Annotated in this window: 19 protein-coding genes; 15 read left to right on the top strand and 4 right to left on the bottom strand. The window is 66.7% G+C overall.

Annotated elements, in window-relative coordinates; translation table 11 throughout:
• Nucleotides 1–27 precede the first annotated feature (27 nt).
• Nucleotides 28–912 carry a DUF3617 domain-containing protein gene (locus U0025_RS23665; protein WP_004210204.1) on the top strand — a complete coding sequence of 295 codons (885 nt, stop codon included), beginning with the start codon at nucleotides 28–30 and terminating at the stop codon, nucleotides 910–912.
• A gap of 6 nt (nucleotides 913–918) precedes the next feature.
• Here the strand turns inward: U0025_RS23665 and U0025_RS23670 are convergent, their stop codons facing one another.
• Together U0025_RS23670 and U0025_RS23675 are read right to left on the bottom strand one after the other, a co-directional pair.
• Nucleotides 919–2,721 carry an acyl-CoA dehydrogenase C-terminal domain-containing protein gene (locus U0025_RS23670; protein WP_004210205.1) on the bottom strand — a complete coding sequence of 601 codons (1,803 nt, stop codon included), beginning with the start codon at nucleotides 2,719–2,721 and terminating at the stop codon, nucleotides 919–921.
• A 57-nt stretch (nucleotides 2,722–2,778) separates the two neighbouring features.
• Nucleotides 2,779–3,186, bottom strand: a complete 408-nt coding sequence (locus U0025_RS23675) for a MerR family transcriptional regulator (protein WP_004210206.1) — start codon at nucleotides 3,184–3,186, stop codon at nucleotides 2,779–2,781.
• A gap of 118 nt (nucleotides 3,187–3,304) precedes the next feature.
• Here U0025_RS23675 and U0025_RS23680 point away from each other — a divergent pair, with 118 nt between their 5' ends.
• From U0025_RS23680 to U0025_RS23700, 5 genes are all read left to right on the top strand, one after another.
• On the top strand, nucleotides 3,305–4,927 hold the full coding sequence (locus U0025_RS23680; RefSeq protein ID WP_004210207.1) for an NAD(P)/FAD-dependent oxidoreductase: 1,623 nt from the start codon (nucleotides 3,305–3,307) through the stop codon (nucleotides 4,925–4,927).
• A gap of 118 nt (nucleotides 4,928–5,045) precedes the next feature.
• On the top strand, nucleotides 5,046–6,077 hold the full coding sequence (locus U0025_RS23685) for a D-alanine--D-alanine ligase family protein (protein WP_004210208.1): 1,032 nt from the start codon (nucleotides 5,046–5,048) through the stop codon (nucleotides 6,075–6,077).
• Nucleotides 6,077–6,883, top strand: a complete 807-nt coding sequence (locus U0025_RS23690; protein ID WP_004210209.1) for an NTP transferase domain-containing protein — start codon at nucleotides 6,077–6,079, stop codon at nucleotides 6,881–6,883. The genes U0025_RS23685 and U0025_RS23690 overlap by 1 nt, the downstream gene beginning before the upstream one ends.
• 3 nt (nucleotides 6,884–6,886) lie before the next feature.
• Nucleotides 6,887–7,978, top strand: coding sequence for a sugar-transfer associated ATP-grasp domain-containing protein (locus tag U0025_RS23695; RefSeq protein ID WP_004210210.1), 1,092 nt, complete (start codon nucleotides 6,887–6,889; stop codon nucleotides 7,976–7,978).
• A complete protein-coding gene (locus tag U0025_RS23700; protein ID WP_004210211.1) occupies nucleotides 7,975–9,072 on the top strand; it encodes a glycosyltransferase in 1,098 nt (365 codons plus the stop codon). The genes U0025_RS23695 and U0025_RS23700 overlap by 4 nt, the downstream gene beginning before the upstream one ends.
• Here the strand turns inward: U0025_RS23700 and U0025_RS23705 are convergent.
• Nucleotides 9,069–10,118 (bottom strand): AraC family transcriptional regulator, encoded by a 1,050-nt coding sequence (locus U0025_RS23705; protein WP_004210212.1) that lies wholly within the window; start codon nucleotides 10,116–10,118, stop codon nucleotides 9,069–9,071. The genes U0025_RS23700 and U0025_RS23705 overlap by 4 nt on opposite strands.
• A 125-nt stretch (nucleotides 10,119–10,243) precedes the next feature.
• On the opposite strand from U0025_RS23705, the gene U0025_RS23710 reads away from it, so the two are divergent.
• From U0025_RS23710 to U0025_RS23735, 6 genes are all read left to right on the top strand, one after another.
• The gene (locus U0025_RS23710; RefSeq protein WP_004210213.1) at nucleotides 10,244–11,221 is read left to right on the top strand and encodes an enoyl-CoA hydratase/isomerase family protein; all 978 of its coding nucleotides are present in this window, start codon (nucleotides 10,244–10,246) and stop codon (nucleotides 11,219–11,221) included.
• A gap of 14 nt (nucleotides 11,222–11,235) precedes the next feature.
• A complete protein-coding gene (locus U0025_RS23715) occupies nucleotides 11,236–12,222 on the top strand; it encodes a helix-turn-helix transcriptional regulator (protein ID WP_004210214.1) in 987 nt (328 codons plus the stop codon).
• Nucleotides 12,223–12,235: 13 nt separating this feature from the next.
• Nucleotides 12,236–13,561, top strand: a complete 1,326-nt coding sequence (locus U0025_RS23720) for an aromatic ring-hydroxylating oxygenase subunit alpha (RefSeq protein ID WP_004210215.1) — start codon at nucleotides 12,236–12,238, stop codon at nucleotides 13,559–13,561.
• A gap of 6 nt (nucleotides 13,562–13,567) precedes the next feature.
• A complete protein-coding gene (locus tag U0025_RS23725) occupies nucleotides 13,568–14,761 on the top strand; it encodes an FAS1-like dehydratase domain-containing protein (RefSeq protein ID WP_004210216.1) in 1,194 nt (397 codons plus the stop codon).
• A complete protein-coding gene (locus U0025_RS23730) occupies nucleotides 14,758–16,404 on the top strand; it encodes a class I adenylate-forming enzyme family protein (RefSeq protein ID WP_004210217.1) in 1,647 nt (548 codons plus the stop codon). The genes U0025_RS23725 and U0025_RS23730 overlap by 4 nt, the downstream gene beginning before the upstream one ends.
• Before the next feature lie 83 nt (nucleotides 16,405–16,487).
• A complete protein-coding gene (locus U0025_RS23735; RefSeq protein WP_004210219.1) occupies nucleotides 16,488–17,456 on the top strand; it encodes a nucleoside hydrolase in 969 nt (322 codons plus the stop codon).
• Here U0025_RS23735 and U0025_RS23740 read toward each other — a convergent pair.
• The gene (locus tag U0025_RS23740) at nucleotides 17,453–17,767 is read right to left on the bottom strand and encodes a Rieske (2Fe-2S) protein (RefSeq protein ID WP_037491990.1); all 315 of its coding nucleotides are present in this window, start codon (nucleotides 17,765–17,767) and stop codon (nucleotides 17,453–17,455) included. The two genes, U0025_RS23735 and U0025_RS23740, sit on opposite strands and share 4 nt — an antisense overlap.
• Nucleotides 17,768–17,918: 151 nt before the next feature.
• Here U0025_RS23740 and U0025_RS23745 point away from each other — a divergent pair, with 151 nt between their 5' ends.
• From U0025_RS23745 to U0025_RS23755, 3 genes are read left to right on the top strand one after another with little or no spacing between them, the layout of a single operon-like run.
• On the top strand, nucleotides 17,919–18,386 hold the full coding sequence (locus U0025_RS23745; RefSeq protein WP_004210222.1) for a hypothetical protein: 468 nt from the start codon (nucleotides 17,919–17,921) through the stop codon (nucleotides 18,384–18,386).
• Nucleotides 18,383–20,101 (top strand): FAD-dependent oxidoreductase, encoded by a 1,719-nt coding sequence (locus U0025_RS23750; protein WP_004210225.1) that lies wholly within the window; start codon nucleotides 18,383–18,385, stop codon nucleotides 20,099–20,101. The genes U0025_RS23745 and U0025_RS23750 overlap by 4 nt, the downstream gene beginning before the upstream one ends.
• On the top strand, nucleotides 20,098–20,862 hold the full coding sequence (locus tag U0025_RS23755; protein ID WP_004210226.1) for an SDR family NAD(P)-dependent oxidoreductase: 765 nt from the start codon (nucleotides 20,098–20,100) through the stop codon (nucleotides 20,860–20,862). The genes U0025_RS23750 and U0025_RS23755 overlap by 4 nt, the downstream gene beginning before the upstream one ends.
• Nucleotides 20,863–20,893 lie beyond the last annotated feature (31 nt).

Below are 20,893 nucleotides of genomic sequence, written 5' to 3' on the forward strand. Positions count from 1 at the left end.
TCAAGAATAGAGCAGGAGAGCCGGGACATGCGACCGATCGCGATAGGCGTATTGATGCTTCTGTCCTCGTCACTTGTCGCGGCCGATGCGGATGATCCGATCGTCGTCACTGCCGCCAAGCTGCGCAAGGTCGGTATCGACTATGATGTGCGCGGCCGCGATCTTGTCCGCTGCACGATCACGCGCAGCAGCGGCGAGGATCGGGTCGATCAGGCGATGTGCGAGTTCGTGCGCCAGTGCGTCGCCGATGGTCATGGCCGACGGCGCGAGGCACAGGCCTGCGTCAGCGACCGGATCGCGGCGCTGGTCGATGCGGATATGGAGGCGGAGGATGTGGTCCTCGTTCGTCCCGCGGCGCTGGAACAGGCGCGACAACCGGTGGCTTCGGTCGCGCTGCCCGGTCCGCAGATCAGCCTGCCGCCGGCCGAGCGGGATGCGGACATCCTCGTCACCGGATCGCGCTACCGGATCAGGCCGGGCCTGTGGGAGATCGAGAAGGGGCGGATATTCAGCCAGACGCGGGGGCTTCCAACGACTGGCCCCCGCCCGTCACGGGCGCCGCCGCCGCCGCCACCGGGCTATCGCTATCAGCTATGCCTCAGCCGCAGTGATGCGGAGACATTGCGGCAATTTGTCGACGATCATTTCGAGCGCGAGGGACACCAGGGCTGCATGATGGCGCGCATGGAGGTGGAGGAGGGGCGGCTGAGTGTCACCCGCTCCTGTCCTTCACGTTATGGCACGATCGATATGCGATTGAGCGCGCAGTTGACGGCAGAGCGGATTGAAGGGGTGATGCTCGCCAACACCGACACCGGTCGTTTTCAAACCGAGGGCCGCTATCTGCTCAATGGTCGCCGCATCGGCGAATGCCCGCCCTCCCGGCCCGAAGGCGCGGCAGGGCGGGATTAAGCCTGATTAGGCCGCCAGGAACATGTCCGGGTCGAGCGCCATCAACGTGTCGGCGCCGCCCTCGATCTTGCGACGGAGCGAACCGGCGTCGGGCATGATGCGCTCGGCAAAGAAGCGCGCGGTGACCAGCTTGGCTTCCAGGAAGCCGGCATCGCCTTCGCCCGCGTCGAGCAGGCCGGTGGCGGCCTTCGCCATGCGCAGCCACATCAGGCCGGTGGCGACGATGCCCAGGATGTGCATGTAATGATGCGCGCCGGCCCCGGCATTGTCGGGGTTCTTCATCGCGTTCTGCATCAGCCACATGGTCGCCGCTTCAAGCTGGCCCTTGGCCTTTTCGAGCGCATCGGCGAAGCTCGCCAGCTTCTCGTTGGTCTTGGCCTCGGCGATTTCGGTGGCCAGGATCTTGAGGAAGGCCTGGAGCGCGCGGCCGCCATTCATCGGCAGCTTGCGGCCGACCAGGTCCATCGCCTGCACGCCATTGGTGCCTTCGTAGATCTGGGCGATGCGGGCGTCGCGGACATACTGCTCGACACCATTTTCCCAGATATAGCCATGGCCGCCGAAGACCTGCTGGCTCGACACCGCAACGTCGAAGCCCTTGTCGGTGCCATAGCCCTTGATCACCGGGGTCAGCAGCTGCAGCAGATCGTCGGCCGCCTGGCGCTCTTCCTCGGTCGCGGCGCTGTGCGACAGGTCATGCTGCAATGCGCCCCACAGGATCAGCGCGCGCAGGCCTTCGGTCAGCGCCTTGCCTTCCATCAGCATGCGGCGGACATCGGGGTGGACGAACAGCGTGTCGGCCTTTTCTTCCGGCTCCTTGGGGCCGGTGAGTGCGCGGCCCTGGCGACGGTCCTTGGCGTAATGGACGGCGTTCTGGAACGCGATCTCGCCCTGGCCCAGGCCCTGCAGGCCAACGCCCAGGCGCGCGGCGTTCATCATGATGAACATGGCGGCCAGGCCCTTATTCTCCTCGCCGACCAGCCAGCCCTTGGCGCCGTCATAGTTCATGACGCAGGTGGCGTTGCCGTGGATGCCCATCTTATGTTCGAGCGAGCCGCAGGACACGGCATTGCGGTCGCCCAGCGAGCCGTCTTCATTGACGATGAACTTGGGCACGACGAACAGCGAGATGCCCTTGCTGCTGTCGGGGGCGCCCGGCGTCTTGGCGAGGACGAGGTGGATGATATTCTCCGCCAGGTCATGTTCGCCGGCCGAGATGAAGATCTTGGTGCCGCTGATCGCGAAGCTGCCATCGCCGTTCGGCACGGCCTTGGTCTTGATGAGGCCGAGGTCCGTGCCGGAATGCGGCTCGGTCAGGTTCATCGTGCCGGTCCAGACGCCCGACACCATGTTGGGCAGATAGGTGGCCTTCTGCTCCTCGCTGCCCTTGGCGATCAGCGCGGCGATCGCGCCGGCGGTCAGGCCATGATACATTTCGAACGCCTGGTTGGCCGACAGCACATATTCGGTGACGGCGGTGGCGACGACATTGGGCAGGCCCTGGCCGCCAAATTCGGTCGGCGCGTGCAGCGTGGTCCAGCCGCCCTCGACAAACTGGTCATAGGCCGCCTTGAAGCCGGTCGGCGTGGTGACGCTGCCGTCGGCATGACGGGTGCAGCCTTCCTTGTCGCCCACGGCGTTGATTGGGAACAGCACTTCCGAAGCGATCTTGCCGCCTTCGGTCAGGATCGCCTCGACCAGGTCGGGGGTCGCATTCTCGAAACCGGGCAGATTGGCGTAGCGTTCCAGCCCGACGACATGGTCGAGCACGAAGCGGGTGTCGCGGACAGGGGCGTTGTAGCTGGGCATGAATCTTCTCCAGGCGTTTTTGTTCTGCTGCGGGGGAGCCGACGATGCGGCTCCGGCTTATTTCTCGATCGTTCCGATGAAGCTCGCCAGTTCGGCGATGGCGGCATCGATATCGTCCTTCTGGCGGGTCAGAAGGTCGATGCGCGCGCGGCACTTGTCGATCGTCACGCGGCGCTGTTCCTCATGCCCCTCGTCGGCGTCATAGAGGTCGATCATCTCGCGAATATCGTTGAGGCTGAAGCCCACGCGCTTGCCGCGCAGGATCCAGGCGAGGCGGGCGCGGTCGCGGCGCGAATAGACGCGGGCCAGACCCTGGCGCTCCGGTGCGATCAGCCCTTCATCCTCATAGAAGCGCAGGGCACGGGCGGTGACGCCGAACTCCTCGCTGAGGTCGGTGATGCTGTAGCTCTGCTGGTCACGGTCATCGGGAAGCTCGATGCCGGCAATGCTGGTGCGCGTGTTCATGAGCAAAGACTATGACGGCTTTACGTTTACGTCAAGGTTAGAAGATGCGCAGGGCGATCGGCCGTGCCACGGCCTCGGGGAATAGCATTTCGGGCGATTTGCGACTATGGGCGGCGCCATGATCCGTCTTTCCGGTTTGAAATTGCCCCTCGACCATCCGGCCGAGGCGATGCCCGTCGCCATCTGCGAACGCCTGGGGCTGGAGCCGCAGCAATTGCTTGGCCACAGCGTTGTGCGGCGCGGCAATGATGCGCGCCGCCGCAGCGCGATCCAACTGGTCTATACGCTCGACATCGACGTGGCCGACGAGGCCGCGGTGCTGGAGCGCTTTGCCAAGGACCATGATGTCCGGCCGACGCCCGACACCAGCTACAAGTTCGTCGCCCATGTGCCCGACGGCTGGCAGGGCAAGCGCCCGGTGGTGATCGGGGCCGGGCCGTGCGGCCTGTTCGCCGGCCTGATCCTGGCGCAGATGGGATTCAAGCCGATCATCCTCGATCGCGGCAAGGTGGTGCGCGAGCGGACCAAGGACACCTGGGGCCTGTGGCGCCGGGCCGAACTCAACCCCGATTCCAACGTCCAGTTCGGCGAAGGCGGCGCCGGCACCTTCTCCGACGGCAAGCTTTATTGCCGGGTCAAGGATCCCCGCTTCCTGGGCCGCAAGGTGCTGGAGGAATTTGTCGCCGCCGGCGCGCCCGACGATATCTTGTGGGAGGCGCACCCCCATATCGGCACTTTCCGCCTGGTTTCGATGGTCGAAGCGATGCGCAAGCAGATCGAGTCGCTGGGCGGCGAATATCGCTGGCAGCACCGCGTCGATGACCTAGTGCTGGAACGGCAGGGCGACGGCACGCAGAAGTTGCGCGGGCTGGTGCTGCACGACGGCAGCGTGATCGAGGCCGACCATGTCGTGATGGCGGTGGGCCACAGCGCCCGCCCGACCTTCGCGATGCTGCACGGCAAGGGCGTGCATATCGAACCCAAGCCCTTCTCGATCGGCGTGCGGATCGAGCATCCGCAAAGCTGGGTCGACAAGGCGCGCTATGGCAATTGCGCTGGCCATCCCGACCTGGGCGCGGCCGCCTATAGCCTCGCCCATCATTGCGCCAATGGCCGCACCGTCTACAGTTTCTGCATGTGTCCGGGTGGCCGGGTGGTCGCCGCCACCTCGGAAGAAGGCCGCGTCGTCACCAATGGCATGAGCCAGTATAGCCGGGCCGAATTCAACGCCAATTCGGGGCTGGTCGTCGGCATCGATCCGGCGCGCGATTTTCCCGAGGGGCCGCTGGCCGGAATCGAACTGCAGCGCCATTGGGAAAGCCTGGCCTATGTCGCGGGCGGTTCTTCCTACTGGGCGCCGGGGCAGACGGTCGGCGACTTCCTCGCGCGTCGGCCTTCGACCCAGCTGGGATCGGTCGTGCCGTCCTACAAGCCGGGGGTCACGCCGACCGATCTATCGCTCTGCCTGCCCGACTATGTGATCGAGGCGTTCCATGAGGCGCTGCCGGCCTTTGGTCGCCAGATCGCCCGCTATGACGATCCCGATGCGGTGATGACCGGCGTGGAAACCCGCACCTCCTCGCCGATCCGCATCACGCGCGGCAAGGATTTTCAGAGCCTCAACGTTGCCGGCCTCTACCCGGCGGGTGAGGGCGCGGGCTATGCCGGGGGTATCCTCTCGGCGGCGATCGACGGCATCAAGGTGGCCGAGGCGGTGGCGGTTCAGATGGTCCAGTCCTGATCTGCGACGGGTTTGACATCGCCCGGTCATGAAGCCGTCACGGCCCTGACCCGTCTTCGTCCCTTCGGCGTCATCGCACCGTCAATCCAGCGTAACGGGCGCGCGTTATTGCGGCGCCATGCTGAACCCGATCGACCGTTGCATGCGCATCTCCCCGGCCGACAAGGCCCGGCTGCGCCTCCTGTTCCTGGCCAAGCATGCCTGCAAGGGCGGCGGCGCCGACAGCGTGGATGGCAATCATGCCGTCTATCATCATGAGATGCGATCGACGCTGGAGGCGATCGGCCTCCATGTCGCGGTCGCCGACAGCTATGATGCGCTGTTCGACAAGCCCGATGTCGACTTCGTCGTCACCCTGCTCAATCGCGGGGGATTCCAGAATAGCGAGATGCTGGCGCCGCTCCTGCTGTCCTGGCGCGGTGTGCCCTTCCTGGGGGCAAGCCCGATCGTCCGTGGCGTGTCCGACGACAAATATCTCTCCAAGCTGATCGCCCGCGCCCATGGCGTGCCGACCATGCCAGCGCGCATCCTGCGCCGCGGCGCGATGCCGGCCGGCCCGGAATTTCAGGCGGAACGGCTGGTGGTGAAGCCCAACGCGTCCTCGGCCTCCTGGGGCCTCGCAATGGTCGACAGCTGGGCGGAGGCCCATGCCCATGCCGATCATCTCCATGGCCTGGGCCATGACGTGCTGGTCGAGGCCTGGGCGCCCTTGCTCGACGTGGCCGTGCCGGTCGTCGGCGGCAGCGGTGGCCAGCCCTGGATTCTCCCGCCGATGATGTATGTGCCGGCCGATCCGCATCGCGAACGCAGCTATGAGGAGAAGCGCGGCTTGATCGATGCGGGCGATGATCCGCTGATCCTGGTCGAGGACCATGACCTGCGGACGCGGCTGGAGGATATGACCCGCCGCCTGCTGCCCGAACTCTGGCCGTTCGACTATGGCCGGTTCGAGTATCGCTACGATCCGGCGTCGGGCGAGCTGCTGTTCATGGAAGTGAACCTGTCCTGCAATCTCTGGTCGAAAAAGACGATCTCGCGCTCTGCCGCGTCGATGGGCGTCGATCATCAGAGCCTGGTCGAAACCATCGTCGCGCACAGCCTGGCCCGCCATGGCCTGCTGACCGGAATGCCGGTGCTGGAGGCCGCCTGATGCCCGGCACGGCAACGGCGCTGGTGCTTGCCGGCAAGCGCGACGGCGCAACCGATCCGCTCGCGCAGGCGGCGGGCGTTACCCATAAATGCCTGGTCCCGGTGGTCGGCCAGCCGATGTTGGTCCATGTGATCGAGGCGCTGGCGGCCAGTCCGCGCATTGGCGAGATCCGCGTCGCGATCGAGGATGTGGCGGTGCTCGACACCCTGCCGCAGCTGCGGGGGCTACGGAACACCGGGCGGCTGGTCGCGATTCCGGCCCGGCCCAATCTGGTTGATTCCGTGCTGGCGGCGACCGATGGCGCCCGCTTCCCGTTGCTCATCACCACCGCCGATAATGTGCTGCTGACGCCCGATGCCCTGGCCGAAATGCTGGACGGCTGCGCGGCGCAGGGTGCGAACGCCGCCGTCGCCTTCACCCGGCGCGCGTCGGTGCTGGCGGCGCATCCGCAGGGGCAACGCAAATTCTATCGCTTCGCCGACGACGAATTTTCCAACTGCAACACCTATTGGCTGAAGGATGCAAAGGCGCTGGCGGCGGCCGAGACCTTCCGCTCGGGCGGGCAATTCGTGAAGCATCCGATGCGCATCATCGGCGCCTTCGGCCTGCTCAACCTGATCCGTTTCCGCTTCGGCATCGGCACGCTGGGCCAGGCCTTTGCGCGCTTCTCCCGCCGCTTCCGCATGGTGATCGCGCCGGTGATCCTGAGCGACGGCGCGGTCGCGATCGACGTCGACAATGCGCGCAGCCATGGCGTGGCAAGCGAATTGCTGGAGCGGCGGCTGGCACGGGTCGAGGCGGCCTGACCCTTGTTCACGCTGCGTGCGCTGCCCCCGGCTGACGGCAATGTCCTGCTGGCGGCCTATCATGACGGATTGCGTCGCCACTGGCCGCTGGGCCGGCGAACGGTTGCGCGGCTGATCGCGGCGAGCGGGCGCAGTGGCTGGGCGGCGTCGGAACGGCGCCTGCTGTGCGATGCGGTGCGGGCGCAGGGGATCAGCATGCGCGATCGCAAGGGGCTGCATCGGCTGCTCAATCCCGGTGCCTTCCCGGCCGAGGCCAATCCGCTCAAGAACAAGCAGCTTTTCGCCCGGAAAGCTGCTGCCGCCGGCTTGCCGCTGCCCGACAGCTTCACGCTGGAGACGAGTGATATCGCCAGCTGGCTGCATGGCCAGAGCGTCATCATCGCCAAGCCCAGCTACTGCTCCAAGGGGCAAGGCGTGGTGCGTTTCGCAAAGAAGGGCGGGCGCTGGGAAGGCGCGGAAGGGCCGATCGCCGACGATGCGCTGCGCGCGCGCCTGCTGGCGATCTGGGCGGCCGGCGGGGTGATCCAGCGCTGCCTGGCCACCCATGAAGCGCTGGCGGACATGTCGCCGGGCGCGCTGCCGACCTTGCGGGTCGTTACCTGTCTGGACGAGGTCGGCACGCCCGAGGCCTGCGCGCTGGCGCTGCGCCTGTCTGCCGGCGGCGGGCGCCCTGTGGATAATTTCAACGCCGGCAATCTGGTGCTGTCGGTCGATGCCGACGGGCGCTGCGGCCCTGTGTGGCAGGCGGCACCGGACGGCGCGCCGATCCGCTTCGACCGGCATCCGCTGACCGGTGCGCCCATTAGCGGCCGGCCGGTGCCCGATCTCGATGCCGCCGTGGCGCTGGCGTTGCGGGCGCATCTCGCCTTTCGATCGGGCTTTACCGTGATCGGCTGGGATATTGGCCTGACGCCGGACGGCCCGGTGCTGGTCGAGGGCAACTGGAACCCCGGCACCGACATCATGCAACTGGTGAGCGGCCGGGGGCTGGCCGACAGCCGGCTGGGCGCGCTCTATTGCCATCATCTGCGCCATTTGCCGCCGCAGCGCTGGCAGGCGGCCGGCGCGATCGAGCGCGACGCGCGCCGGGCGTGATCATCCTCTATGTCCATGCGCTGGCCGCGACCGGCGTGGTGCGCAATGTCCGTATCCTGGCCGCCGAACTGGTGGCGCGCGGTTTGGCGGTCGAACTGGTGACGGCGCTGCCGGGTGGCGAGGGCGTGACCGGCGTGCCGCATCATGCGCTGCTGGCCGGGCCAAACCCGTCGCGCCCGCGCGAAAAGCTGCAGGCGATCGCGGCGCTGCGGCGGCATTTGCGATCGCGGGGGCAAGCGACGCTGATTTCGGCGGGCAATCATGGCCATGGCACCGCCTGGGCGGCGAGCCAGGGGCTGCGCGACGTGCGGCGCATCTATCGCATCAGCAACGACATCATGCGCAATGCGGCGGGGGCGCCATCAGGTGGGCTCGGGCGCCTCAGCCGCACCGCGATGGCGCGGCTGCTGGCGCGCGACGCCGATCATCTGGTGCTGGTGTCGCCGACCCTGGCGGATACGCCTGCTTTTGCCGGCGCGGCGCGGGCGGGCAAGGTGGCGGTAATCCCCAATGGCATCGATGCCGATGCCGCCCGCTTCCTGGCGGACGGGCCAGTGCCGCATCGCTGGATGGGCCGACAGCCGCCGGTGATCCTCGCGATCGGCCGGCTGGCGCCGCAGAAGAATTTCGCGACCTTGCTCGCGGCCTTTGCACTGCTGCGGCGGGAGCGACCCGCGCGGCTCATCATCCTGGGCGAAAGCCGCGACCGCGCCTGCGACAGCCTGCGGGCGCAGGCGAAGGCGCTCGGTATGGCTGATGATCTCGACCTGCCCGGCACGGTCGACAATGTCTTTCCCTGGCTGGCCCATGCCGATGCCTTTGTCCTGCCCAGCTGGTGGGAGGGATCACCCAATGTCCTGTTGGAAGCGATGGCCGTGGATGTGCCGATCGTCGCGTCGCGTAGCGCCGGCAACGCCGTCGACCTGCTCGATGATGGACGGTGCGGCCTGCTGGTGGACCCCGCCGATGCGGCGGCGATGGCCGATGCGCTGGCACGGCAGCTCGATCTCGCCACCGCGATCCGCCCCGGCGACCGGATCGATCATTTCGGCCTGGAGGCGCTGTCCGATGCCTGGGTGCGGCTGCTGCGCTAGGCGTTACGAAACTGCCGCGGCGTCTGCCCGGTCCAGCGCTTGAACGCACGGCCGAAGCTGGTCTGTTCGGCATAGCCCAGCCGCTCCGCCACCTCGTCGATCGGCATCGGCGTCTGGCGCAGATAGATGCGGGCGAGTTGCTCGCGCTGTTCCTCGACCAGATCGCTGAAATGCAGGCCATGGGCGGCAAGCCGGCTCTGCAGCGTCCGCACCGACAGGCCCATCCGGTCGGCGCAGCGCTCGATCGCACATGTCCCCGCCGGCAGCGCGCCGCGCACATAGGATCGCGCCCTTTCCGCCATGTCGGCATGGTTGAACAGGCGCAGCCGACCCAGATAGCCGCCGACCAGCCGATAGGTCAGCCGATTGGCCGTCGCGATCGGCGTGTCGAGCAAGGCGGCGGAAAAGCCGATCGCGTTGCCCGGCGCGCGCGGGCGGACGGCCGTGCCCAGCAACGCCTCTATCTCGATCAGTTCGCGCGGGCTGGGGTCGGCGGAACATTGCACCCAGGCGGCACGGAAGCGCTGGCCGCTGACGGTCCGCAACAGCAGCAGGATCAGCATCATCGCCTGATAATTGGCCTGGTCGTTGAAGCCGAGATCGGCGCCGACCACCCAGCGCAGTTCGGCCATGCCGCCATCGTCCACCAGTTCCAGCTGCGCCTCGGGCGAATGGGCGACCGGCAGATAGCGGATCAGGCTGGCGATCGCGGCGCGCAGGTCCGGCGCGGCGCGGCAGACGGCGGTGACGCTGCCGAAAATGTCGGCATCCTGGGTGGCGGCAAGGTGCAGGCCGAACAGCGGATCGTCGAACAGCAGGCTGCAATATTCGAACATCGCCGCCACCTGCTGGCAGGCGATATGGCTGTCGGGATCGGCCAGCACCATCGGGTCGAGGCCATGCTGGGCGAGAATGCGGCGCGGCGCCCCACCGCGCGCGCGGACATAGTCGGAAAAGCCACGCAGATTGGCCGCGCGCATCTGGCCGGCGGCCGGTACCGCTTCCAGCGGACCCTCCAGCCCGAAGAAAAAATCCTGCTCCTCCATCGCGCGCCTGTCTGCCTGCTTGCTACTTCGCTGCGTATCATATCGATAAAGCTGCGCCTAATGCCAATACGCCATCGCCGCCCCGTGCCAGCCTGCCGGGCATAAGAAGGATGGGAGAGGGCGGCATGGCCAGGGCAAGCGCGGCAGCGCTGAAGCGCGAGGCGGCGCAGTTCGTGCATTATGAGAAGGACCGGGCGCGCAAGATCGCGACCATCACCTTCGACCGGCCGGGCAAGGCGAACACGACGACGATCGGCATGCGCCTGCTGTTCGGCGAGATCGTCCACAAGGCGAATATCGACGATGATGTGAAGGTGCTGGTGATCCGTGGCGCCGGCCAGGATCTGGGATCGGGCGGCGACATCAACGAACATGGCGACATGTATCTGCATCCCGGCGCGGAGGATGATTTCCTGCCCGACCTGGAGATTGACGATCCCGACGTGCGCTATCCGCCGCCCGGTTCCTATCGCTTCCTTCATGGCCTGACCGACCATTATGCCAAGGGCTATGCCGGCAACCGGCCGCTGCAGGAATTCAAGAAGATCAGCATCGTCGAGGCCAAGGGCTATTGCTATGGCTGGCATTTCTACCAGTGCGCCGACGCCGACCTGATCGTATCGTCCGACGATGCGCTCTTTGGCCATCCCTCCTTCCGCTACGCCGGATGGGGGCCGCGCATGTGGCAATGGCTGGAAATGGTCGGCATCCGCCGCTTTTCCGAAATGCTGTTCACCGGCCGCCCCTTCACCGCCGCCGAGATGATGGACTGCAACTTCGTCAACGCCGTCGTGCCGCGCGACGCGCTGGAGGCGGAGACCGACAAATATGCCGATGCCTGCGCCCGCACTCGGCCGCTCGACGTGGTGGTCGCGCAGAAGACCTTCATCGAGGCCTATAAGCAATATCGCGGCGAATATATGGGCAGCCTGCTCACCGGCTGGCTGGAAGGCATGCTGCCGCTGATGAAGAGCGACCGGCCGACCGATATCGATCTGGGCGCCGGCGGCTTCGACCAGGGCATTGCCCATACCGTCAAGAATAACGACCTCAACTACCCCCCGGAATGGCGGCTGAGCCGCGCCGGGCGGGCACAGCGCTGAAAGGAGCGGATGCGATGATCGAGACGCTCTTCGCCCTTGACCGGGGCAATTATCGCGAATGCCAGCACCTGTTTCGCGGCGAACGCGAGCAGGAATATTATCGCGGCGATTACTGGATGGAGGAAGGCTCCGTCATCGACGTGGAGGCGCGGCGCAAGTCCGCCGGCCCCAGCGCCGCGATCCTGCTGCGATCGGCCACCCGCCTCTTCTTCCGCCGCACCCGCCAGCATATCCGCGAGGATGGCACCGACCTCACCGTCCTGTGGTTCGTGAAGCGCGGCCGGCTGGTCTTTTCCAACCAGCTTGGCAGTCGGGCCGCCCAATATGGCGATTTTCTGATGACGCGCTCGACCACGCCCTTCCTGATCGAATGCCAGCCCGATGCGCAGGGCGTACATGAGGTGCTGCATGTGACGGTGCCGACCCATGTGCTGCGCGGCTTCGTTGATTGCGATGCCGGGGCGGGCATATTGCTGCCGATGCAGCGGGCGGAACTGGGGATCGCCGATGGCATCCTAGCCGGCCTGTTCCAGCGCGACGCCGATGTGGCGGAGGAAACCACGCGGACGCTGGTGGAGGCGGCGCTGGCGGTGATCGGCCAAGGGTTGCGCCATGATCTGCGCGCGGTGCCGCCGCGTCCTTCCGTCGCGGAGAAGCGCTTTGCCGATGTTCGCCGCTTCGTCGAGGTGCATCTGTCCGATCCGGGCCTGTCCGCCGCGATGACGGCCAAGGGCTGCGGCATTTCACCGCGCTATCTCACCACCCTGCTCAAGCAGAATGGCACCAGCTTTTCCGACCTGATCTGGCAGCGCCGGCTGGAGCAGGCGCGGGCCTGGATGGCGCGATCCGACGCAGCGAGCATCTCGATCAGCGAGATCGCCTATGCCGTCGGCTTCAAGAGCCCGGCTCATTTCAGCCGCATGTTCAAGCGCGTCTATGCCCGCAACCCCAGCGACTATCGCGCGGAGGCTGCGCCGCCGCCGCCGGTTGCGCTGCATTGAGCGGCAGGGACACATGACCATGCAAGGGAGCATTACTGAGCCACCGGTCCTGATCGGCAACACCGCCTATGTCTCGCAATCCTATGCCGATGCCGAGGCCGCGAAACTATGGCCCAAAGTCTGGCAGGTCGCCTGCCGGGAAGAGGAAATCCCTGAGGTCGGCGACTATGTCACCTATGACATTGTCGACGACTCGATCATCGTCGTGCGCGCCGCGCCCGACCGGATTGCCGCCTATTTCAACGTCTGTCGCCATCGCGGTAGGCAACTGACCGAAGGCTGCGGCAATGCGAAGCGGCTGGTCTGCCCCTTCCATGCCTGGAGCTGGGATCTGGACGGCAACAATGTCGGCGTGGTCCGCAAGGATGCCTGGGGCGACTGCCTGAAGGCCGATGACCTGCGCCTGCGCGACGTGCGCGTCGACAGCTGGGGCGGCTGGGTGTTCGTCTGCATGGACCCGGACGCGCCGCCGCTGCGTGACTATCTGGAGCCGGCGGCATCAATGCTCGACCCGTTCGAGCTGGAGCAGATGCGCTATCGCTGGCGCCAATGGCTGCATTTTCCGTGCAACTGGAAGGTCGCGATCGAGGCGTTCAACGAGGGCTATCATGTTGCCGGCACCCATCCGCAACTGACCAGATATTCGCCCAAGCCGACCTGGAGCGACGGGCGTGGCATCCATGGCGTGTTCGGGTCGCAGGCGCGCGAGGGCACGGGTGGCGCGACCGCCGGCGCGGCGGGCGCGGCGGACATGCGCCAGGGGCTGGCGGATTCGCTCAACCAGCTCTGGGAGGAAGTGAACGGCACCACCACCGAAACGATGGTGCGGGTCGCCAATCTGCTGGTCGAGGAACTGCCCGAAGAGACGCCGCCGGGCGAGGTGCAGATGCACCTGATGCGCCGCACGGTGGAGGAGGACGCCAAGCGCGGGGTGAACTGGCCGCGCATCGACCCGGCCCATTTCGCGGCGGCGGGCAATGTCTGGCACATCTTCCCCAACACGGTCGTGATCCACGGACCGACCTTCGCGCTCTGCTATCGCGCACGGCCCGACGGCCATGATCCCAATCGCTGCATCTTCGAGGTCTATACGCTCGAACGCTTCCCCGAGGGCACCGAGCCGCGCCCCGCCAATCTCCACAAGCCCGACATGGACGAGGCAAGCTGGCGCAAGGTGCTGTGCCAGGATTTCTCGAACATGGGGGCGGTGCAGCGCGGCCTGCGCTCGCGCGGCTGCGACGGGCTGCGGCCCAGCCCGGTCGAGGAACGGGCGATCATCAATTTCCACCGCGTGCTGGCCGACTATCTCGGCACCGGCGCGCCGCAAGTGATCGAGTAGGACATCATGGCCGATATGGATGTGCAGGACAGCAAGCTGACGCTGGATACCAGGGATGTCGACCAGTGGGTCGGCAAGCCGGTGATCTTCGCCGAGATGTGGGATCCTTGCAACGCGACCGACATTCGCCGCTGGGTGCAGGCGATGGATTATCCCAACCCGATCCATTGGGACGAGAATTTCGCCCGCGCCTCCCGCTTCGGCGGCATCGTCGCGCCGCAGAGCTTCACCGTGGCGATGGACTATGGCCATGGTTGTCACCCGGCCTGCGTGGGCAAGGTGCCGGGCACCCACCTGATCTTCGCCGGCGAGGAATGGTGGTTCTACGGCACCCCCGTCCGCCCCGGCGACAAGCTGGTGCAGAGCCGCCGCTTCGACGGTTATTCGATTGCTGACACCGGCTTTGCCGGCCCGACCATGTTCGCGCGCGGCGACACCATCCACCGCAACCAGCATGGCGCGCTGGTGGCCAAGGAACAGGCGACTGCGATCCGCTATCTGGTCGAGGAAGCGAACAGGCGCGGCGTCTATGCCAAGGAGAAGCGGAGCCCCCGGCGCTGGACCAAGGCGGAACTGACCGACATCCACAAGGCGCGCCACGACTGGATCCTGTCCAACCGCGACGGCCATTCGCCCGCCTATGCAGATGTAAAGGTGGGCGATCGGCTGCCGCGCCGGGTGATCGGGCCGCATTCGGTGGTCAGCTTCGCCAATGAGTGCCGCGCCCATCGCCAGAATATCTGGGGGACTTGGGCGTGGAACGCGCCTGAAGGCATTCATGATCCCGCGACCGAGGATGCCGGCTTCGGCGCCGACATGAGCTATGACCATGAAGCGCGCAAGATCGACCCGCGCATGGGTGATGGCCTCTATCACGGCCCGTCATCGGGCCATATCAATGCCGAAAAGGCGGAGAATGTCGGCATGGGCGGCGCCTATGGCTATGGCGCGTCGATGAATGCCTGGCATCTCGACACGGTCGCCTATTGGGCCGGCCATGGCGGCTATGTCTGGCACAGCAAGACCCAGTTCCGCTCCCCCGCGTTCGAGGGCGACGTCACCTGGGTCGATGGCGAGGTGGTGGAGAAGATCGACCGTTCCCCCTTCGGCATGCCGGTGGTCAAGGTCCGCACGGTGATGACCACCCAGGATGGCGAGGAGATATTGAAGGGCACGGCGCAGGTGGAGTTGCCCTATTGAGCGCGCCGCTTTCGCTGATCCATGGCCCTCCGCTGGCGCAGGAGCCGGGGCAGGGCGCGCAGACCATCCCCGCCTATCTGGATGCGGTGCGGGCGCGGCACGGCGCGCGCGACGCGGTCATCATGCGCACCGCGCAGCAGCGCATCTGCTGGAGCTATGACGAACTCCATGCCCGTTCCGTCGCGGTGGCCAGGGCGCTGATCGCGGCCGGCCTCGGCAAGGACGGCCGGGTCGGCGTGCTGATGGCGAACCGGCCCGAATATCTCGCCAGCGTCTTCGGCATCGCGATGGCGGGTGGCGTCACCGTGGCGCTCAGCAGCTTTTCAAGCGCGGAGGAACTGGAGCATCTGGTCCAGGCCTCGGCGATCGGCATCCTCCTCTTCGACACGCGGGTGATGAAGAAGGATTTTGCCGCCATGCTGGCCGGCATCGACAAGGGGCCGTTTCTCCATCGGCTGGTCCAGCTCGACAGCGTGACCGATGCCGATCCGGCAGCGCCGGGCTATGAAGGCTGGGATGCTTTCCTTGCCAGCGGCGCGGCGGTGCCCGATGCGCAGGTGGCGCAGCGCGCCGCCACCGTCACGCTGTCCGACCATGGCGGCATCTTCTTCTCGTCCGGCACTACCAGCCTGCCCAAGGGGATCGTCCATGCCCAGCGCGCCTTCTGCATCCAGTGGTGGCGCTGGCCGCGCGTCTTCGCGATGCGCGAACCGGTGGTGAGCTGGACCGGCAATGGCCTGTTCTGGTCGGGCAATATCAGCCTGGTGATCGGCACCGCGCTGTCGACCGGCGGGACGGCGGTGCTGCAACCGGTGTTCGATGCCGCCGCCGCACTCGACGTGATCGAGCAGGAGCGCGTCACCTTCCTCACCGGACGGCCGCACCAATGGGCGCGGGTCCAGGCGGCGGACAATTGGGCCAGCGCGGATCTTTCCAGCCTCAAATATGTGACCAAGGGTGAGCTGATCGGCGAACATCCGACGGTCGACACCGGCTGGACCACGCCCATGGCCTTCGGCACGACCGAGACGATGACGATCTGCACGGCGTTCGATGCGGATACGTCCGACGCCGATTATGGCGGCAGCGCCGGCGCGCCGCTGCCCGGCAACAGCCTCAAGATCGTCGATCCGCTGACCCGCGCGATCCTGCCGGTCGGCCAGCATGGCGAAATGTGCATCAAGGGGTCGACCCTGATGACCGCCTATCTGGGCAAGGCGCCGGAAGAATGTTTCGACGCGGAAGGCTATTATTGCACCGGCGACGGCGGACGGGTGGATGAACAGGGGCGCTTCTTCTGGGAAGGGCGCCTGACCGACATGATCAAGACCGGCGGCGCCAATGTTGCGCCCGAGGAAGTGGACGCGGCGATCGCCACCTTCCCCGGCGTCAAGCGCAGCCAGACCGTCGGCGTGCCCGACGAGTTGCTGGGCGAGATGGTGGTCGCCTGCATCGTCCCGGTCGATGGCGCGCGGGTGACGGAAAGCGACCTGATCGCCCATCTCAAGGCGCGCATGGCCAGCTTCAAGGTGCCGCGTCGGATACTGCTGCTGGACGAGGCGGATTTTGCCCTGACCGGCAATGAGAAGGCCAAGGCCGCCGACATTCGCGCGGTCGCGGTCGCGCGGCTCAGCCATCCATAGCTCTGGCCTATGGGCACCCCGAAAATCGCTATTTGACCCTTTGGCCGCCCCATGCCAGCCCTCGGCCCAGACAGGGGAGAGGCATGCGGACAGAGATCGATCGGCGCGGATTCATCGCAGCGGGCGCCAGCCTGATGATCGGCACGGCCGCCCGATCCGCGCTGCCGGTGATCCGGCAGGCGCCCAAGGCGCGCATCATCATCGACAATGATTTCGCCGGCGATCCCGACGGCCTGATCGCGCTCGCGCATCAACTGGCGACGAAGGCGGCCCGGCCAGTGCTGGTCACGACATCGGCGCTCGACGCGAAGCTGGCGGCACTGGGCGGACAGCCGGCCGGCGCAACCGCCGCGGCGGGCAAACAGGCGGCGATCGACCTGATGCATATCATGGGTCTGACGAACCTCTGCCCGGTGATCGCGGGCAGCGAGCGCTTCGGCGTCGCCGGGGCACAGGCGTCGGCGGCGGCACGGGCGATCGTGGCGGAGGCGATGCGCGACGATCCGCTGCCGCTCTTCTTCACCTGCGGCGGGCCGCTCACCAATCTCGCCCAGGCGCTGCAGCTGGAGCCGGCGATCGCCGATCGCATGACCCTGGTCTGGATCGGCGGCGCCGATTATCCGCAGGGCGGCAGCGAATATAATCTGTCCACCGATCTGGAAGCCGCGCGTGCCGTGATCGAACGGAGCCGCATGCCGATCTGGCAAATTCCCGCCGGTGCCTATCGCCAGTTGCAGATGTCGGTGGCGGAAATGACGGCGACCTTGCGGCCGATGTCGGCGACGACCGCATGGCTCTATGGCCGCTATGCCGATCTGCCGCCCTTCGTCCAGCTGGGCGGCGCCATCACCCTGGGCGACAGTCCGATGGTGTTGCTGACGTCCGTGTCTGCGGAGAGCAGCGCCTCCTCGATCATCGCCGGTCGGCGCCTGCTGGACGATTCCCGCTATGGCGCGGAAATCCCCGGCCGCTCGATCCGCCTCTTCACCCAGCTCGATGCCCGGCTGGCGCTGGCGGATTTCCTGGCCCTGATGCAGCCGCGCAGGGACTAGCGCGCGATCTCGATCCGGTCGTCCACAATCCGCAATTCATAGACTCTGATGGGTGCCTTGGCCGGCGGGTTCATGGCGCGGCCGGTTTCCAGATCGAACCGCGCGCCATGGACCGGGCAGGCGATCCAGCCCGCGCGCACCCGGCCGCAGGCGAGCGGCTCGTCGGCATGGGAGCAGCGATTGGCGACCGCGAACAGCCGGCTATTGCTGTGGCACAGGAGGATGCTCTCGCCGTCGACATCGACGGCCTTGGCAGTGCCTGGCGGCACATCGTCGACATGGGCGACGGCGGTGAAGGTCAGCATGGTCATGGCCCCATTCATCATGGGCCGGCGGGCGCGGCAATTGCCCGCAACCCGATGCGCGCACCGGTGCAAGCGGCGCTGCCGCACGGGTCATTCCGCTTCACTGCCCCGCCTTCGATAGTGGCCGGCAGAAGAACAGAGCGGGAGAGGGCGATCCGTGCGCCGGGACTATTATCAGCATGCCTATGTGACCACCGACTGGCGCCGGGCGATGGACGAGATCGGCGCGCTGCACGGCATCGGCCATTATATGGAAATGCCCAACGCGCTGTTCGACACCGGGCAGGACCGGCAGGCAGTGGCCCATTTCGCGCTGGCGACCAGGGATGAACTGCAGTTCGAGATCATCCAGCCTTTGTCGGGCGACATCGCCGTCTATCAATGGGGCCTGCCGGCGGAGGGCTTTGGCCTTCATTATCATCATCAGGGCCGGCATTTCGCCGATCGCGCCGCCTTTGACGCGGCAGTCGCGGCGGCCAAAGCGCGCTGGGCGATGCCGATCGCCTGGGACACGATGGGCGGCACCTATGCCTATTTCGATGCGCGGGCGGATCTGGGCCATTATCTCGAATATTTCTGCTTCCCGCCCGGATCGCATCTCGAAGCGGTGCCGAGCTTCGGATGATGGAGAGCTTCGACCTCATCGTCGTCGGATCGGGCGCGGCCGGCGCCATGGCAGCCTTGCGGGGCGCGGATCTCGGCCTCTCCGTCCTGATCGTGGAGAAGGCGCATCAATTTGGCGGCACGTCCGCGACCTCGGGCGGGGTGATGTGGGTGCCGGGCCATGGGCTGGATGGCGACCAGGGCGACAGCGCGGCCGAGGCGTTGCGCTATCTGCGCAGCGTCATCGGCGTATCGGTCGATGCGGAACGGCTGGCCGCCTATGTCGACCGCGCGCCGGAAATGCTGCGCTTCCTGAAGGACAGCGGCGTGCCGGTGATGGCGGCGGCCTGGCCCGATTATTTCCCCGATGCACCCGGCGCGCGGGCGGATCGTTCCATCATCTGCCCCACCTTTGACGGGCGGCAATTGGGGGATGATCGCTATCCGCTGATGCGGGCGCAATATAGCCGGTTCACGCTGTTCCGCCGCTATGCGATGGACCTCAGCCAGACCTTCGCCCTGATGATGCAGCAGCGCGGCTGGCGCTGGACGGCGGCAAAGATGATCGCGCGCTACTGGCTCGACATCGGCACGCGGCGGCTGTCGGCGCGGGATCGGCGCTTCACCCAAGGGGCGGGGCTGATGGGCGCGCTCTACAAGCAGGTTTTCGCCCGCGGTGTCGAACTGCGGCTGGAAACCGCGCTGGAGGGGCTGACGCTCGCCGCCGACGGCCGCGTGTCGGGCATCACCGTCCGCCGCTTCGGGCAGGTGCAGCAGATCGCCGCGCACCATGGCGTGGTGCTGGCGGCCGGCGGCTTTGAATGGAATCAGGCGCTGCGCGAGCGTTTCTACCCGGTGCCCGGTCTCGCCCGCCACAGTTCGACCCCGGAGGAGGGCAATCGCGGCGAGGCGCTGATCGCGGCGGAGGCGATCGGCGCCTCACTCGCCCATACCGATCAGGGCTGGTGGATACCGACCATGACCCTGCCGGCGCCGGGCGCCGCCAATTTCCACGAAATCCATCAGGCCGCTTTCGATGTCGGCCGGCCGTGGAGCGTGTGCGTCAACCGGCTGGGGCTGCGCTTCGTTAATGAGGCGACCGGCTATGACCGGTTCGGCCAGGCGATGGTGGCGGATCAGGTGAAGACCGGCGCCAACATGCCCTGCTGGCTGATCTTCGACGCCAAGTTCCGGGCAAAGTTCAGCGCCGGCGGGCTGATGCCCACGGTCCATACGCCCGATCATCGCATTCCCGGCCATTGGTGGGACCATTATGTCTTCCGCGCCGGATCGATCGAGGAACTGGCGCGCAAGATCGGCATCGCGCCGCAGGCCTTGAGCGAAACCGTGCAGGTGATGAACGGCTATGCGCAGACCGGCGTCGATCCCGAATTTGGCCGGGGCGGCAATATCTATGATCGCTTCTTCGGCGATCCCGGCGTCACCCCCAACCCCAATCTGGGGCCGATCGATACCGCGCCCTTCTATGCCGTGCCGATCGACAATGGCGATCTGGGCACCAAGGGCGGGCTGCGCTGCGACGCACAGGCGCGGGTGCTGGATGGCGGCGGTCGGCCGATCCCGCATCTCTATGCCGCGGGCAATTGCGCCGCGAGCCCCTTTGGCGACTGCTATCCCGGTGCCGGCGCGACGATCGGTCCGGCGCTGACCTTCGGCTTTGTCGCGGCGGAGGACATTGCGGCGCGAGCGCACGAGCAGCAGAGGATGACGGCATGACGGAACAGAAGGTCGCGATCGTCACCGGCGCGGCAGGCGGCATTGGCGCGGCGATCGTGCGCGCCCTGTGCGCCGATGGCGTGGCCGTGCTGGGCACCGGCCGCAGCGCGGACAAGCTGGCGGCGCTGGCGGCTGCGCTGCCGCAGAACGCCGCCTTTGCCTTCGTCGCGGCGGACATTGGCGATGAGGATGCGCCGGACAGGATCGTGGCGGAGGCACTGGCACGGTTCGGGCGGGTCGATCATCTGGTCAACAATGCCGGCGCGGGGGTGTGGGCGCCGGTGCATGACACCAGCGACGCCATGCTGGACGAAGTGATCGGCCTGTCGCTGCGCGCGCCCTTCCGCCTGTGCCGGGCCGTCCTGCCGCATATGGGCATGGGGTCGGCGATCGTCACCATTGGTTCCACCTTCGGCATCATGGGCGGAATGGATGGCGGCATCTATTGCGCGGTGAAGGCGGGGCTGATCGGCCTCACCCAGACGATGGCGGCGCAATATGGCGAACAGGGCATCCGTTCCAACATCGTCGCGCCGACCGTGGTGCGCACGCCGATGACCGACGCCGCCTGGGACTATCCCGCCTTCCAGCGGATCAACCAGGGGCTGACGCCTTTCTATCGCGATTGCGCGCCGGAGGACGTCGCTCATGTTGTCGCCTTCCTCTGTTCCGACAAAGGCGAATATATCAATGGCCAGGTGATCGCGGTGGATGGCGGCTGGTCGACCACCCGGATGATCAACAGCCGCTTTGCCGGCTAGAGCGTTCTGAAATCGGCTGGAACAGCCGATG

It is taken from the genome of Sphingobium yanoikuyae, assembly GCF_034424525.1.
GTDB classification, from domain to species: Bacteria; Pseudomonadota; Alphaproteobacteria; order Sphingomonadales; family Sphingomonadaceae; genus Sphingobium; species Sphingobium yanoikuyae.

Excerpts from the sequence above, each read along its gene's own strand:
- U0025_RS23665 (WP_004210204.1), top strand. The coding sequence starts at position 28 with ATGCGACCGATCGCGATAGGCGTATTGATGCTTCTGTCCTCGTCACTT.
- U0025_RS23670 (WP_004210205.1), bottom strand. The coding sequence starts at position 2,721 with ATGCCCAGCTACAACGCCCCTGTCCGCGACACCCGCTTCGTGCTCGAC.
- U0025_RS23675 (WP_004210206.1), bottom strand. The coding sequence starts at position 3,186 with ATGAACACGCGCACCAGCATTGCCGGCATCGAGCTTCCCGATGACCGT.
- U0025_RS23680 (WP_004210207.1), top strand. The coding sequence starts at position 3,305 with ATGATCCGTCTTTCCGGTTTGAAATTGCCCCTCGACCATCCGGCCGAG.
- U0025_RS23685 (WP_004210208.1), top strand. The coding sequence starts at position 5,046 with ATGCTGAACCCGATCGACCGTTGCATGCGCATCTCCCCGGCCGACAAG.
- U0025_RS23690 (WP_004210209.1), top strand. The coding sequence starts at position 6,077 with ATGCCCGGCACGGCAACGGCGCTGGTGCTTGCCGGCAAGCGCGACGGC.
- U0025_RS23705 (WP_004210212.1), bottom strand. The coding sequence starts at position 10,118 with ATGGAGGAGCAGGATTTTTTCTTCGGGCTGGAGGGTCCGCTGGAAGCG.
- U0025_RS23710 (WP_004210213.1), top strand. The coding sequence starts at position 10,244 with ATGGCCAGGGCAAGCGCGGCAGCGCTGAAGCGCGAGGCGGCGCAGTTC.
- U0025_RS23715 (WP_004210214.1), top strand. The coding sequence starts at position 11,236 with ATGATCGAGACGCTCTTCGCCCTTGACCGGGGCAATTATCGCGAATGC.
- U0025_RS23720 (WP_004210215.1), top strand. The coding sequence starts at position 12,236 with ATGACCATGCAAGGGAGCATTACTGAGCCACCGGTCCTGATCGGCAAC.
- U0025_RS23725 (WP_004210216.1), top strand. The coding sequence starts at position 13,568 with ATGGCCGATATGGATGTGCAGGACAGCAAGCTGACGCTGGATACCAGG.
- U0025_RS23735 (WP_004210219.1), top strand. The coding sequence starts at position 16,488 with ATGCGGACAGAGATCGATCGGCGCGGATTCATCGCAGCGGGCGCCAGC.
- U0025_RS23740 (WP_037491990.1), bottom strand. The coding sequence starts at position 17,767 with ATGACCATGCTGACCTTCACCGCCGTCGCCCATGTCGACGATGTGCCG.
- U0025_RS23750 (WP_004210225.1), top strand. The coding sequence starts at position 18,383 with ATGATGGAGAGCTTCGACCTCATCGTCGTCGGATCGGGCGCGGCCGGC.
- U0025_RS23755 (WP_004210226.1), top strand. The coding sequence starts at position 20,098 with ATGACGGAACAGAAGGTCGCGATCGTCACCGGCGCGGCAGGCGGCATT.